The organism is Collimonas sp. (assembly GCF_035566555.1).
Lineage (GTDB): Bacteria > Pseudomonadota > Gammaproteobacteria > Burkholderiales > Burkholderiaceae_D > Collimonas.
Window position 1 is genome coordinate 41,469 of sequence record NZ_DATMRB010000166.1, and the last position, 13,987, is coordinate 55,455.

The 13,987-nt window shown below is 57.5% G+C and carries 12 protein-coding genes; 3 read left to right on the top strand and 9 right to left on the bottom strand.

Annotated elements, in window-relative coordinates:
• Window positions 1-29: 29 nt before the first annotated feature.
• Together VNZ65_RS20625 and VNZ65_RS20630 are read right to left on the bottom strand one after the other, a co-directional pair.
• On the bottom strand, window positions 30-2,189 hold the full coding sequence (locus VNZ65_RS20625) for a cytochrome c biogenesis protein ResB (protein WP_325672368.1): 2,160 nt from the start codon (window positions 2,187-2,189) through the stop codon (window positions 30-32).
• Between the two features lie 72 nt (window positions 2,190-2,261).
• On the bottom strand, window positions 2,262-2,927 hold the full coding sequence (locus VNZ65_RS20630) for a c-type cytochrome (RefSeq protein ID WP_325672370.1): 666 nt from the start codon (window positions 2,925-2,927) through the stop codon (window positions 2,262-2,264).
• A 202-nt stretch (window positions 2,928-3,129) separates the two neighbouring features.
• On the opposite strand from VNZ65_RS20630, the gene yihA reads away from it, so the two are divergent.
• The gene (gene yihA / locus VNZ65_RS20635) at window positions 3,130-3,861 is read left to right on the top strand and encodes a ribosome biogenesis GTP-binding protein YihA/YsxC (protein ID WP_325672372.1); all 732 of its coding nucleotides are present in this window, start codon (window positions 3,130-3,132) and stop codon (window positions 3,859-3,861) included.
• 238 nt (window positions 3,862-4,099) lie between these two features.
• Window positions 4,100-5,113, top strand: coding sequence for a porphobilinogen synthase (hemB, locus tag VNZ65_RS20640; RefSeq protein WP_325672374.1), 1,014 nt, complete (start codon window positions 4,100-4,102; stop codon window positions 5,111-5,113).
• Between the two features lie 117 nt (window positions 5,114-5,230).
• Here hemB and VNZ65_RS20645 read toward each other — a convergent pair whose 3' ends face one another.
• Window positions 5,231-6,742 carry an amidohydrolase family protein gene (locus tag VNZ65_RS20645; RefSeq protein ID WP_325672375.1) on the bottom strand — a complete coding sequence of 504 codons (1,512 nt, stop codon included), beginning with the start codon at window positions 6,740-6,742 and terminating at the stop codon, window positions 5,231-5,233.
• Between the two features lie 586 nt (window positions 6,743-7,328).
• Here VNZ65_RS20645 and VNZ65_RS20650 point away from each other — a divergent pair.
• Window positions 7,329-8,486 carry a magnesium transporter CorA family protein gene (locus VNZ65_RS20650; protein ID WP_325672378.1) on the top strand — a complete coding sequence of 386 codons (1,158 nt, stop codon included), beginning with the start codon at window positions 7,329-7,331 and terminating at the stop codon, window positions 8,484-8,486.
• An 85-nt stretch (window positions 8,487-8,571) separates the two neighbouring features.
• Here VNZ65_RS20650 and VNZ65_RS20655 read toward each other — a convergent pair whose 3' ends face one another.
• From VNZ65_RS20655 to rpsD, 6 genes are all read right to left on the bottom strand, one after another.
• On the bottom strand, window positions 8,572-9,213 hold the full coding sequence (locus VNZ65_RS20655; protein WP_325672380.1) for a peroxiredoxin: 642 nt from the start codon (window positions 9,211-9,213) through the stop codon (window positions 8,572-8,574).
• 171 nt (window positions 9,214-9,384) lie between these two features.
• Window positions 9,385-11,226, bottom strand: coding sequence for a protein-disulfide reductase DsbD (gene dsbD, locus VNZ65_RS20660; RefSeq protein ID WP_325672382.1), 1,842 nt, complete (start codon window positions 11,224-11,226; stop codon window positions 9,385-9,387).
• Window positions 11,219-11,551: a divalent-cation tolerance protein CutA gene (gene cutA / locus VNZ65_RS20665; RefSeq protein WP_325672383.1), complete on the bottom strand. Its 333-nt coding sequence runs from the start codon at window positions 11,549-11,551 to the stop codon at window positions 11,219-11,221. The genes dsbD and cutA overlap by 8 nt, the downstream gene beginning before the upstream one ends.
• 118 nt (window positions 11,552-11,669) lie before the next feature.
• Window positions 11,670-12,065, bottom strand: a complete 396-nt coding sequence (rplQ, locus tag VNZ65_RS20670; RefSeq protein ID WP_038484690.1) for a 50S ribosomal protein L17 — start codon at window positions 12,063-12,065, stop codon at window positions 11,670-11,672.
• Between the two features lie 171 nt (window positions 12,066-12,236).
• On the bottom strand, window positions 12,237-13,214 hold the full coding sequence (locus tag VNZ65_RS20675) for a DNA-directed RNA polymerase subunit alpha (RefSeq protein ID WP_014004419.1): 978 nt from the start codon (window positions 13,212-13,214) through the stop codon (window positions 12,237-12,239).
• Window positions 13,215-13,356: 142 nt separating this feature from the next.
• Window positions 13,357-13,980 (bottom strand): 30S ribosomal protein S4, encoded by a 624-nt coding sequence (rpsD, locus tag VNZ65_RS20680; RefSeq protein WP_061936397.1) that lies wholly within the window; start codon window positions 13,978-13,980, stop codon window positions 13,357-13,359.
• Between the last annotated feature and the right edge of the window lie 7 nt (window positions 13,981-13,987).

Below are 13,987 nucleotides of genomic sequence, written 5' to 3' on the forward strand. Positions count from 1 at the left end.
GACAGCGTACAGCCTCGGGGGCAATGCGACTAGGCCTTGGGCGCCGCTTCTGCCTGCATCAATTGTGTTTTCAATACTTCAAATTCTTTTTCAAAATCCAGCGTCTTGCGCTGCGAACTCAAGGCCATCAGCGCATGCGACTGTCCTGCCGCATCCTTGTCGGGACGGATCCAGACCCACAGTCTGCGCTCGCGCACGTACAGCATCGAGAACACGCCCAGCACCAGCAGCAGGCAGCCCAGGTAGACCACCTTCTTGCCTGGCGAGCGGGTAACCTGGAATACCGATGCCTTGATTTCGTCAAAGCCTGTCATCTGCAGGTACACAGGCGCATTATAGAAGCTTGCATCCGACAGTGCATTGGTGCTCAGCTGCAGGAAGCGCGCATGCTTTTCGTCTGCCGGCATTTCCTTCAAACCGTCTTTCTCACGCGCAACCTGCCACAGATCCCACATGCTGCCGTTGAGAATCTTCATGAAGATATCCGCGGCCTTTTCCTGCTCCTGCTGCGGCACCTGCTCCAGGAACCTGGAAATAGCCATGTAGCCGGCCTCTTTACCGTCGCCGGCAAACAGCGACAGGCCGCGCAATGCCGATTGTTCCAGTTGTACCCGCAAGGTGGCGATGCCTTCGCGGCTCTCCGGGATCGCGCGCTGCGCGTAGCGATGTGCCGCCGCGCTGCGCAATTCCGGATTCATCAGGGCGGCGCGCAGGCGCATCCACTCTTGCAGGCTATCCTCGTCGTCGGCAGGAATGCGCAGGTAGCGGAACGCTTCGTCCGGCGTGTCGCGCACGCCGGCCAGGAAGACATAGGCATCGTCGACCTTGATCGACTGCATGTAGTTGCTGAATTCGCGCGCCTGGCCAGTCTTGTCGCGCAACTTGTACTGCACGCTCGGGCCGACATTGCGCAGGTCCTTCTTGACGGCGCTTTTTGCGGCATTGCCAAGATGGTTGCTTAAATCGTCGCTCAAGCGCTGGTTGAGGCTCTTGGACTTGGTCACGGCACGCAGATCGTCGCCCGACTGAGCCATATTCTCTACGTTAAACGGGCGGAAACCAGACCATTCAATCGTATAGTCGTTATTACCGTTGTGCGCTAAAGGTGTCGTGCCGTTGACTTCGCCGCTGACCGGGAAGGTGGTCTCGGCAGCGCCGCTCATCGGATAAGCCGTCAGCCTGAGCTTGCTGCCGCCATCCTCGAAACTTGACTGGTACACCGCGATGCCCTTGTAGATCAGCGGCTGGTTGACCTTGATGGTGGCCGGGAAAGTATGGCCGTCGGCGTTATCGCGGATCACGACTTCGCTGGCGAACAGCTTGGGCATGCCGGTGCTGTAGAAATCGATGATGAATTTCTTTAGCTGGATGGTGAACGGCAGGTCCTGGATCATCACGCCATCCTTCTGCGGAATGATGGCGGTGCTGCTGGCGGAGCCTTCCGGTATCAGGGTATTGCCGCGGAAAGTCGGGTTGCCCAGCCCCAGCCGATGTTCCGCGGGAATATCCGCGATGATGCCGCTGCCGTTGAACGGCGTCTTGCCGTAGATCCATTGCTGCACGCGTATCGGCAGGTCGGAATCGAGCAAGCCGCCTATGCAGATGATCACGATGGCGCTGTGAGCAAAGATATAACCCCATTTGTTGGCGGCGCCTTGCTTGGCGGTGATCAGGGTGGCGTTGTCCTTGGCCACCAGCTTGGTCTTGTAGCCCTTGGCGGCAATCCGCGCCACCAGTTGCCCAGTCAGTACCGCCGGCGCCGTCGCCGAAGTCCACTCCGCCTTGTGATGGAAGTTGCGCAGTGATTGCTCGCGGACGTTTTCACGCCAGCTGCGCATGTCTTTCAGCATCTTTGGCGCATTGCGGGCGATGCACAGCGAGGTCGAGATCACCAAAAAGGTCATGATCAGCAAGAACCACCACGATGAATACACCGCATACAGGCCCAGTTTGCCGAACACTTCAAACCAGAACGGTCCGAACTGGTTGACATAGTTCGGCATCGGCTCGTTTTGCTTGAGCACGGTGCCGATCACCGATGCCACCGCGATAATCGTCAGCAAGCTGATGGCGAAGCGCATCGATGACAATAATTCAACGGCATCCGCCAGCCAGCGGCGGCTGGTTTTCAGCTGTATTCCGGCGGTGTTGATGTCGTTACCTGCGATCTCGTTGTTGCTTGTGCTCATAGCCTGTTTGTCTTTTGAAAAGAAAAAGGGGTGGCCTAGGCCACCCCTGAATGCATTTTTATTATTATTTTATTACTTCAGGCCGGCGATATAGTCGGCGACTGCCTTGATTTCATCATCCGACATGCGTTTTGCAATCGTCGTCATCATCGGCCCGTTCTTGCGTGCGCCGCTGCGGAAATTGGTCAGCTCGGTCACTGTATAATCCTGGTGCTGGCCGCCGATGCGCGGGAACTGGGCCGGAATGCCGGCGCCGTTCGGGCTGTGACAGCCGGCGCAGGCCGGTACGCTCTTTTCAGCGATGCCGCCGCGATAGATCTTTTTGCCCAGGGCCAGCGTATCCTTGTCCTTGGCAGCGCCCGGCTTGGCCGGCTGCGCATTCAAGTAAGCGGCGATGTTTTTCATTTCATCGTCAGTCAGCATCTTGGCCAGCGGCGACATGATCGGATTATTACGGTCCGCGCCCTGGAAATTCGTCAGCTGCTTATGGATGTATGCCTCATGCTGGCCGCCCAGTTTCGGGTTGGCGCTGATGGTCGAGGCGCCGGCGGCGCCGTGGCAAGAGATACAGGCGGTGATGTTGCGGGCCGGGTCGCCATTCGTATAGAGTGCTTCGCCCTTGGCTGGATCGGCTTTGGCGGGCGCCGCTTTTGGTTCGTCTGCTGCATGAGCAGCAGTGGAAAGCGCGACGACTGCAATGAAGAAAGCTTTCACTACTGGAAAAAACGCACGGTTCATTCAAACACCCTGACTTGATTTTAGAATTCTGCCCTGATGGGTACCATGCTGGGGCGACCCCAGCCAACTCAATCGATTGCCCGACTCCCAAAAACCTTCACGTACATCAATCACGCTAAGCGAAACAGCAGTACATAACCCCTTATTGTACAATAGCTTTCCGGCATTTTTGCCTCCCCTTACCGCATTTTCTGCTCATTCCATGTCCCTACTTTGGCAAGCCCGCTTCTTTACCACGGTCAATCATCTTCGTGACTTGCCAACCTTGCAAGTACCCGAAATCGCTTTTGCCGGCCGTTCCAACGCCGGCAAGTCGACCGCCATCAATCTTTTGTGCAACCAGAAAAAACTGGCATTTGCCTCCAAGACCCCGGGCCGCACCCAGCACATCAACTATTTTTCCATAGGCGGCGCCCACGTCGCCCAGCACCGCAAGGATGAAACCAAGACCGACGAGATCCGCACCCTGCTGGTCGACCTGCCCGGCTACGGCTATGCCGAAGTGTCCGGTTCCGCCAAGCTGCACTGGCAGCAATTGCTGGGCGACTACGTGCGCCGCCGCCAGCAGCTGGCCGCGCTGGTGCTGATCGTCGACTCGCGCCGTCCATTCACCGAACTCGACGTCCAGATGGTGGAATGGTTTGCGCCTACCGGCAAGCCCATCCATTGCATATTGAGCAAGTCGGATAAACTCAACCGCAACGATGCCACCAACGCCTTGCGTCAAGCGCGCACTTTCCTGGCAAGCTATGTTAACGAGAACAATGAGCAGCTGCCGTTCACCGTGCAATTGTTTTCGGCGCTCAACCGCAGCGGCCTGGAAGAAGCGAACGACAAGATCGTGGAACTGGCCGGCCTGAACAAGCTGGCCGAAGTGGATAGTCAGGAAGATGATGCCGACGACGCTGCCGGAGAACAAGACAGCTCTGTTTAGTCCGGACGCTAAACATAAAAAAGCCCTGGAGAAAGGGGAATATCTCCAGGGCACAATGCCTTATCACCAAAAGCGATACGGCCCCGCTCAGGGAGGGAAGCGGGAGGCGAATGATGCACCTATTGCTAGGAGCCAGTAGAGGCCGAAAAAGTTCACGAATTTTTTTAATTTCGACGAAAATATTAGCGATGCCTGTATGCAAGGCCGCTCCCACCCACCCGACATCTCAGAAACCGCCATGCCACACTCACATAAAACCGCCCAGTTCCCCGCCATCCGCATGCGCCGCATGCGCAAAGACGCATTTTCACGCGCCATGATGCGGGAAAATGTAATCACCACTGCAGACCTGATTTATCCGGTCTTCATTCTGGACGGCAAAAACCAGCGCGAGAAAATCAATTCGATGCCGGGTGTTGAACGGCTGTCAATTGACTTGCTGTTAAATGTGGCGGAAGAATGTGTAGCGCTGGGCATTCCGGTCATCGCCTTGTTCCCGGTGATCAATCCATCCCTGAAAACACCGGACGGCATCGAAGCCACCAACCCGCAAGGATTGATCCCACGCGCGGTACGTGAACTGAAGCAACGCTTCCCCGAACTCGGCATCCTCACCGACGTCGCCCTCGACCCCTACACCAGCCACGGCCAGGACGGCGTGCTGAATGCGGACGGCTATGTCTTGAACGACGAAACCTGCGCCATCCTGGTCAAGCAGGCGCTGACCCAGGCCGACGCCGGCGTCGACATCGTGGCGCCGTCCGACATGATGGATGGCCGCATCGGCGCGGTGCGCAACGCGCTGGAAGCGCATCATCATATCTACACCCGCATCATGGCGTATTCGGCCAAGTATGCATCGGCGTTCTATGGTCCGTTCCGCGATGCCGTCGGTTCTTCCGCGACGCTCGGCAAGAGCAACAAGAACACCTACCAGATGGATCCGGCCAACAGCAACGAAGCCTTGCATGAAGTCGCGCTGGACCTGGCGGAAGGCGCCGACATGGTGATGGTCAAGCCGGGCATGCCTTACCTGGATATCGTCCGTCGCGTAAAAGACGAATTCAAGGTGCCTACCTTCGCCTACCAGGTCAGCGGCGAGTACGCCATGATCAAGGCCGCCGCGCAGAATGGCTGGCTGGACCACGACAAGACCATGATGGAAGCCATGCTGGCATTCAAGCGCGCCGGCGCGGACGGCGTGCTGACTTATTTTGCGTTGGATATTGCGCGCCACTTACGCAAAAATTAAGGTAAAACTCAAGGCATACTAGGCATATTGTCCCCGCGAAGCGGGAACAATATACCTTTTTCCATCTTCGACTATGCATTGGTGACGGGACATGAACGTCACCTATTTTGCTGCGGTTTAATCCGCGTTCCCCGCTCCCGAACGCACGCCGCGTCCCGGGAATGCTGTTGCCACGATCGCGCCGTGGTCGACCACCGGCACGCCTGCGACCAGCACGTATGGGATTCCATATGAAGGTTTCGCGGGATTCCGATAAGTTGCCTTGTCGATTACAGTCGCTGGATCAAACAGAGTCAGGTCCGCATCGGCGCCAACCTTCACACGGCCTTTGCGACGCATGGACGGTGCGATGTTCTCAAGGCGCTGAGCAGGCAACAGTGTCATCTTCCCAATCGCGTCCATCAAGGTCAGCGCCTGCTTCTCGCGTACATAAACGCCCAGCACGCGGGCAAAGGTTCCCGTGCCACGGGGGTGCCCCGCGCCATTGACGAGCGGTATTGCGTCCGAAGCGATCATGACTCCACGATGCGCCACCGCTGCAACAATCGACGCTTCGGGAATATGATGCAAGATAGCAGCGGTGCCTGGACTCTCACGCCGAAAGCGCGCGAAACTTTCCGCCGTCATTCGTTCGCCGGTCGGGGGCCATTCGAAGTCTTCGAATTTTGCACCCAGACGCTCTTGCCAACCGGGATTGTAGACTGCACTGCCAATGGCCGTACTGCCGGCGTCATAGGGATAAACCTCGGTGCTAACGTCCACGCCGTGCTTGCGTGCGCTGTCGATCAGATCGAGTAACAAGCTCACCGATCCCAGTCCCTTGCTACCGATGTGGCAAATGTGGATCGGGGCACCCGTGGCGGCCGAGTCTGCGATCAGCTCCTGTATTGGCGCCATCAAGTGGTCGGGGTCGGCTCGCTCTACCGCCCGCGCATGCACAAATACAGGCGCCTTAAGGCGTCCGGCAACTTTCAATACTCCATACAGCTCGTCTCGCCCCATGCCAGGCAGGTATTCATATAGCACGCCTAGTCCGAGACCACCGTCGGCAAAGCCTTGTTCGAACAGGCGATCCTCGTCTTCACGTTCCGCCGGCGATAGTCCGGATTCGGCCCACTCCGCCTTGCGCGGAAGGATGTCAGCCCAATGCGAGAAAGGCGCCAGCGGAGATTGCGGGTCTTCGATGCCAGTTTTAATTTTCACGCGGATGCTCTGCAGACCGACGCTGGCGCCGAAATTGATCCGGGTGCGCCCCTCCCTTTGTTTATAGAAGGGCTTTACCGGATAAACACCAGCTTCCAACTCAAGAGCAGTAGTAACGCCATCCAGCGCCTGAAGATCGTAACCAAGGGCATATTGTGCGTGAGAGTGCAGATCGATGAAACCCGGCGCTACGACCAGGCCTTTAGCATCTATCGTTCTCATTCCTGTCATGGATCTCGCGGAGATCTCTGCAATGCGCCCGTCACGAATACCAATATTGGCGATCCGATCGGTCATGCTTTCTGGATCCATTACGCGCCCCGACAATATGACTACATCAAAGGCAGGCTCAGCAGCAGTTGATTGCAAGGTTGCAAAGCAAGAAAAGAATACCAACATTACGGCTGCAGACAATTTTCGGCTCATCGACCCTCCGTGTGTCATTCAGGTTATTTGTGCAGTTTTAAAATTTAAAAATAGTCTGCGTTTGTTACATCAAACCAGTCAAACCGATTTCAGGCTGAAGTAGCCCTTCTGGGACGGCTTTTCACAGCCAACTTTCAAGGCGGCTTTATTGCGACATTCACTGATATCTTGCGATCCGCATCGGCAATGTTGGGGAAACTGGGGTGTACTGTCAATGGTGGACATTCCCGTCTCAAGCAGCCAGCGCAGTTCTTCTGAAATACGTCCTTGATGCCCGCCAGGTAAAGCCCCCCACCGGTGGACACGTGGATGATGTAGTTACCCAAGCCTCGTTAGGCCACAGCGACGTGATCCGCGTCGCGCTGGAAGCGCACGTCACTTGAGGCCGCCATAAATTGATCGAGCGCGCTTATCTATATTGTTGTCTGCGGCAGCATCTGCAACTAAGCCGCGCGGCGCAGCTCTATTTCCTGCCATAATTCATCATCCGGCTGCCGGCCACGACCTGCGCAAGCCACCATCATCATGCCATCGCTGATTTCGACGATGGCGTTCCGGCTCATATTTAAACGCTCATCGACAATGCATGGACATCTTTCTCATCAGTGACAACCAGGTCAGCCAGAGCCTGGAAATTCCGGACGCTGTCCCGCTCAAGGGCTTTCTCTGGATCGACGCCACCCACGAAGAAGTAGGGGCCGACCCGGAAGCCTGGCGCAGCGCTATCGAGCGCGCTACCGGCGTGCAGATCTACGATCCGCACATGACCGATACGCTCAATCCGAATCATCCTTCGTATTTCGATTCAACCCAGGATTACGGCATGGTGGTGTTCCGCAAGCTGATGCTGAACGGCGCTGGCGGCAATGGTAATTCTCAAGCAGCGGCAAGCAGCGGCGACAAGCCTGCGGCGGCGCCGGCAGCTACCATCGACAGCGAGGGCAGCAAGCGCAAGATTCCAGCCGCCCTGAGCAAACTGGCGACCCAGCCGGTGACTTTCCTGATCATGGATCATGCCCTGGTTACCGTCCACGAGCGCTACAGCCGCACCATCGACGCCACGCGCACGCGCCTGCTGGACCTGTGCAACAAGACCGAGAAAACGCCGCACGCGATACGCCTGCCGGCCTCGCCGGAGGATTTGCTGCTGCGCCTGATCAATGCCATGGTCGACCAGTACCTGGACCTGCGGCAGCCGCTGACCACGCAGCTGGACCGCTGGCAGCGCGCCCTGCTGGATCCGCGCCGGCCGTTCAAGGACTGGATGGCGCTGCTGGATGCGCGCATCGAATTGCGCAAGCTGGAGAACCTGTGCGAAGAGCAGCACGACGCCATGCAGGAGCTGCGCGACTACTTCGTCGACATCGACGACGGCATCGAGATCAGCCGTGCCAAAGACTTGCTGCTGGTGCGCATCAATGATGTGATGGAGCATATTACGCGGGTGCTGAACCACGCGCGCCGCCTGGAATCGTCGATCGAATCGGCGGTGCAGATTCATTTTTCCGCAGTCGCCCACCGCACCAACGAAATCATGCGTACGCTGACCGTCATCACTGCATTATTCATGCCGCTGACCTTGATCACCGGGATCTTCGGCATGAATTTCGAAGTCATGCCTTTGCTCAAAAATGCGCTCGGCTTCTGGCTGACGATGGGCAGCATGGCGCTGGTGATCGTTGTCATGCTGGTCTTCTTCCAGCGCCGGCGCTACCTGGAAAGCCAGGCGCTGGACCGGCGCTAGCGCTTTCCGGCGTATCAAGAAAAAGCCCCGCAGGGAAACCGGCGGGGCTTTTTTTCGAGATGCTGCAAAAAACTGCAGCAGGCAATCAGTCGCGATTAGGCTGCGGCGTCAGGCGCAGGTAAGGACGGATCGCCTTGAAACCCTTGGGGAATTTCTGCTTGAGCACCTCGGGGTCCTGCAGCGACGGCACGATCACCACATCCTCGCCGTCTTTCCAGTTGCCGGGCGTGGCCACCGAATAATTGTCGGTCAGCTGCAGGGAATCGATGACGCGCAGGATCTCGTCGAAGTTGCGGCCGGTACTGGCCGGATAAGTGATGATCAGGCGTACTTTCTTGGCCGGATCGATCACGAACAGCGAGCGCACGGTCGCGGTAGCGCTGGCATTCGGGTGGATCAGGTCGTACAGCTCCGACACCTTGCGGTCAGCGTCCGCAATGATCGGGAAACCGACCACGGTGTTTTGCGTTTCGTTGATATCCTTGATCCATTCCTGGTGCTTGTCGGCAGGATCGACAGACAGGGCAATCACTTTGACGCCGCGCTGTTCGAACTGCGATTTCAGTTTCGAGGTCAAGCCGAGCTCTGTCGTGCAGACAGGCGTGAAATCGGCAGGATGCGAAAACAGCACCACCCAGGAAGTCCCGGCCCAATCGTAGAAATTGATCTTGCCGAGCGAAGAGTCCTGCTCAAAATCGGGGGCGACATCGCCAAGGCGTAAAGTCATTTCAGTCTCCTTTGGATTGCATGGTGATTGCGGAACGCATCGAACTAAAACTATAGCCTTGCGACGGCCACAGCCTAAAGAATTTTATCGACTATCTACATAACCCCAGGTTGGATAGAAGATGGGCCGATTAGTTTAGAAATTTCCGCTTGAAAGCGAACGGTATAGCAATCAGCTATCCAGCAGCGATAACGATTGCAGGAACTTATCGGCATTCTGGTAACCGATCACGCGCCCATGTGGCGCTTCCTGGCCCTTGCCGTCAAAGAGGATGATGCCTGGCGGCCCAAACAGATTGAAGCGCTTGAGCATGGCCTTATCGTCCGCATTGTTGGCGGTGACGTCAATCTGCAGCAAGACCATCTGGCCGAAGCGCGCCTGCACGCGTGGATCGGTGAAGGTGAATTTTTCCATCTCCTTGCAGGAAACGCACCAGTCGGCATAGAAATCCAGCAAGGCGGTCTTGCCATTGGTCTGGGCCAGCGCCGCATCCAGTTCCGCCACCGACTTGACGCGGATGAACTGGGCCTGGGCGCTTTCCTGCTTGCCGCCTCCCAGCTGCGCCAGCGGCGCCAGCACGTCGCGGCCGCCGGTCATGGCGCCGGCCAGCTGCACCACGCCGCACACCATGAATGCCACGCCAAAGGCCTTGGCGAACCAGGCGGTCGATGATTTATCCCACAGCAGGTAGGCGCCGTAGCCGATGCCTATAGCCGCCCAGCACAGCATCTGCGCCAGAGCAGGAATCACCGGCGACACCATCCACACCGCCACTGCCAGCATCAGCACGCCGAAGAAGCGCTTGACCGACTCCATCCAGGCGCCCGCGCGCGGCAGCAGCGAACCGGCGGAGATCCCCACCAGTATCAAGGGCACGCTCATGCCGACCGCCATCGCAAACAGGGCGCTGCCGCCGATCACGACGTCGCGTGTCTGACTGATGTACACCAGCGCCCCGGCCAGCGGCGCCGCTACGCAAGGGCCAACGATCAGCGCCGAGATCGCACCCATCACAAACACGCCGAGCAGCTTGCCCGCGGATTGCTGGTCGGAAGCCTTGCTCAGTCTGGTCTGGAATGCGGCCGGCAGCTGCAGCTGGTAAAAGCCGAACATCGAGAACGACATCAGCACCATCAGCAGCGCAAACGCCGACAATACCCAGGGATTCTGCAAAGTCGCGGCCAGACCTTCGCCGGCCAGGCCTGCGGCGACGCCCAGCGCGGTGTAGACCAGCGCCATGCCAAGCGCATAAGTAACCGAGAGCAGGAAGCCGCGGCGGCGGCTGACTTGCGTGCCTTCGCCGACGATGATCGACGACAGGATAGGCACCATCGGCAGCACGCAAGGCGTGAACGCCAAGCCCAGGCCCAGCAGCAGGAACAGCGGCATGATAACCAGCAGCTTGCCGCCCTTCAGCGACGATTCGATGCGGCCGCTTTCCGAGTCAGGCGCAGCGGATGGCGGCACGCTGGCCGCAGCCTGGGCGACGTCCGCGGCATTGCTGGCTGCCGGCGCTTGCGGCGTATCCATCGCGGCGCTGCCGCCTTTGGCGATACCCATGGCGCTCAGCAGCCCGCCAGCTGCGCTGCCGCCGGTAGGGGAGAGACTGATGCGGGAATCCATGGGCGGGTAGCACAAGCCCTTGTCGGCGCATCCCTGGCCGGTGGAAATCAGCGTGAAGCTGCCGCTAGCCTCGACCGGCAGGCGGATGGTGACCGTGTGATGATAGGTTTCGACATTCTTGTTGAAGGTCTGGTCGAACTTGACGGTGCCGGCCGGGATCTGCGGCTCGCCCAGCGTAGCGCCTTCGGCCTTGAAGTGGAAGCGCTCGCGGTACATGTAGTAGCCGTCGGCGATGGCGTAGGTCACCTCCGCGGTCTTGGCGTCGGCCATGCGGGCGGAAAACTTGAAGGCCACTTCCGGCGCCAGGTAATCGTCTTCATCGGCATGCGCCAGGGTAAATGCGAACAGCATGGCGAACAGCACAGACAATTGCTTGAGAGACTTAAACATTCACGTCCTTTTGGGTTTCTGCAGTAATCCAGTTCAGGTAGGCCGGCAAGCCGGCCACGATCGGTAACGCAATTATTTCCGGCACCGCATACGGATGGGCGGCCGTGATAGCACCTTCCAGTTCCGCGTAGCGATGTGCGGCAGTCTTGATCAGCAAGGTCGTTTCGACCGCTTGTTCAACCTGGCCTTGCCAGCGATATACGGATTGCACCGCCGGCAGGATATTGACACAGGCCGCCAGCTTGCGCTCCACCAGTTGCCGCGCCAATGCCTGCGCGCTGGCGAGATCGGGCAAGCTGGTGAGTATAAGCAAGGCTTCTGACATAGTCGAACTCTTTGATTTATCCTTACAGTGCGCCGCATGACTGTACATCAGCGCGCAGAACGCAAAAAAGCCAGGCTAGGCCTGGCTTTTGATTTTAACGCAGCTTGGATACTTAAGCTTAGTCAGCTGTCGGTACTTCAGCGTCGTCGCTGATTTCCGGACGGTCCATCAGTTCGATGTAAGCCATTGGCGCGTTATCGCCAACGCGGAAACCCATTTTCAGGATGCGCAGGTAACCGCCGTTACGGTTAGCGTAGCGTGGGCCCAGTTCAGCGAACAGCTTCAGGACCATTTCGCGGTCGCGCAGGCGAGCGAATGCCAGGCGCTTGTTGGCCAGGGTGTCGGTCTTGCCCAGTGTCAGGATCGGTTCGATCACGCGACGCAGTTCCTTTGCCTTAGGCAAAGTGGTCTTGATTGCTTCGTGACGCAGCAGCGAAACAGTCATGTTGCGCAACATGGCCAGACGGTGGGAAGAGGTACGATTTAATTTACGAAGGCCGTGACGGTGACGCATGGTAATTCCTTTCAGTTTTTGAGTTTACATCCAGCTCTTCGATCGACTTTGGCATTGCCAGGTCGCGGGCCGGTTGAAATTAGTACAACAATAAATACAGCAATGGATACAACAAGAGCAAAACAAGCTCAGGGGCAGGATTCTATCCCACCCCCAGGCTAACTACAAATATTACTTTTCCAGGCCTGCAGGCGGCCAGTTTTCCAGCTTCATGCCCAGTGTCAAACCACGGGATGCCAGAACTTCCTTGATTTCGTTCAAGGACTTGCGGCCCAGGTTTGGCGTCTTCAGCAGTTCATTTTCGCTACGCTGGATCAGATCGCCAATGTAGTAAATGTTTTCTGCTTTCAGGCAGTTGGCCGAACGTACTGTCAGCTCCAGGTCGTCGACCGGACGCAACAGGATTGGATCGACTTGCGGTGCGCGGGATGGCGCTTCAGCAGCAGCTTCAGTGCCTTCCAGTGCAGCGAACACGTTCAACTGGTCAACCAGCACGCGCGCCGATTGACGAATCGCTTCTTCCGGTGTGATCACGCCATTGGTTTCAATGTTGATGACCAGCTTGTCCAGGTCGGTACGCTGTTCCACACGCGCCGATTCAACAGCGTAGGAAACACGGCGTACTGGCGAGAACGATGCGTCCAGAATGATGCGGCCGATAGTCTTGTTGGCATCTTCAGTCAGGCGGCGAACGTTGCCCGGCACATAGCCACGGCCTTTTTCAACCTTGATCTGCATGTCGAGTGCGCCACCGGCAGTCAGGTGAGCAATCACGTGATCCGGATTGACCAGCTCTACGTCATGCGGCAGATCGATGTCGGAAGCCAGCACAGCGCCTTCGCCATCTTTTTTCAATGTCAGTGTTACTTCGTCGCGGTTATGCAGCTTGAACACGACGCCCTTCAGGTTCAACAGGATATCGACTACGTCTTCCTGCACGCCGTCGAGCGACGAGTATTCATGAACCACACCGGCGATAGTCACTTCAGTCGGCGCGTAGCCAACCATCGATGACAGCAGGACGCGGCGCAGTGCGTTGCCCAGCGTGTGGCCGTAGCCACGTTCAAACGGTTCCATCACGACTTTAGCGTGGCCGGCACCCAGTGCTTCTACTTCGATAATACGTGGCTTCAACAAGCTGTTTTGCATGAAATGTCCTCTTCAATACCCTCGGCTCGTTACACCGATAAGGCTGATGGCATTAAGGGCGCCGCCGACCATCGCTAGGATAGTCAGAGGCACCCTGATGAAACGGCCGCAGCTGCTTCCAGCTGCGGCCGAAAAACTAAAATTAACGCGAATACAGTTCGACGATCAGCGATTCGTTGACGTCGTTAGCGATTTCGTTACGGTCTGGCAGGGACTTGAAAGTACCTTCCATCTTCTTCGCATCAACCGAAACCCACGATGGCATGCCGCCTTGTTCGGCCAGTTGCAGCGCTTCAACGATACGCACTTGCTTCTTGGCTTTTTCACGAACAGCGATCACGTCGCCGGTCTTGACTTGGTACGAAGCGATGTTGACAACGTTGCCGTTGACGGTGAATGCTTTGTGCGAAACCAGCTGACGGCTCTCAGCGCGGGTCGAACCGAAACCCATGCGATAGACGACGTTGTCCAGACGCGCTTCCAGCAAACGCAGCAGCGTTTCGCCAGTGTTGCCCTTGCGACGGTCGGCTTCTGCGAAATAACGACGGAACTGACGTTCCAGAATGCCGTACATACGCTTGACCTTTTGCTTTTCGCGCAATTGGTTACCGTAGTCGGAGGTACGTGCACCGGATGTGCGGCCATGTTGACCTGGCTTGGAATCCAGTTTGCACTTGGAATCCAGCGAGCGGCGTGCGCTCTTCAGGAACAGGTCCGTACCTTCACGGCGGGAAAGTTTTGCTTTAGGTCCGATATAACGTGCCACGATGCTT

Bases quoted from the DNA above. Each gene is read 5' to 3' on its own strand.
- VNZ65_RS20655 (WP_325672380.1), bottom strand. From the start codon at position 9,213: ATGACTTTACGCCTTGGCGATGTCGCCCCCGATTTTGAGCAGGACTCT.
- cutA (WP_325672383.1), bottom strand. From the start codon at position 11,551: ATGTCAGAAGCCTTGCTTATACTCACCAGCTTGCCCGATCTCGCCAGC.
- VNZ65_RS20675 (WP_014004419.1), bottom strand. From the start codon at position 13,214: ATGCAAAACAGCTTGTTGAAGCCACGTATTATCGAAGTAGAAGCACTG.
- dsbD (WP_325672382.1), bottom strand. From the start codon at position 11,226: ATGTTTAAGTCTCTCAAGCAATTGTCTGTGCTGTTCGCCATGCTGTTC.
- VNZ65_RS20625 (WP_325672368.1), bottom strand. From the start codon at position 2,189: ATGAGCACAAGCAACAACGAGATCGCAGGTAACGACATCAACACCGCC.
- yihA (WP_325672372.1), top strand. From the start codon at position 3,130: ATGTCCCTACTTTGGCAAGCCCGCTTCTTTACCACGGTCAATCATCTT.
- hemB (WP_325672374.1), top strand. From the start codon at position 4,100: ATGCCACACTCACATAAAACCGCCCAGTTCCCCGCCATCCGCATGCGC.
- VNZ65_RS20645 (WP_325672375.1), bottom strand. From the start codon at position 6,742: ATGAGCCGAAAATTGTCTGCAGCCGTAATGTTGGTATTCTTTTCTTGC.
- VNZ65_RS20650 (WP_325672378.1), top strand. From the start codon at position 7,329: ATGGACATCTTTCTCATCAGTGACAACCAGGTCAGCCAGAGCCTGGAA.
- rplQ (WP_038484690.1), bottom strand. From the start codon at position 12,065: ATGCGTCACCGTCACGGCCTTCGTAAATTAAATCGTACCTCTTCCCAC.
- VNZ65_RS20630 (WP_325672370.1), bottom strand. From the start codon at position 2,927: ATGAACCGTGCGTTTTTTCCAGTAGTGAAAGCTTTCTTCATTGCAGTC.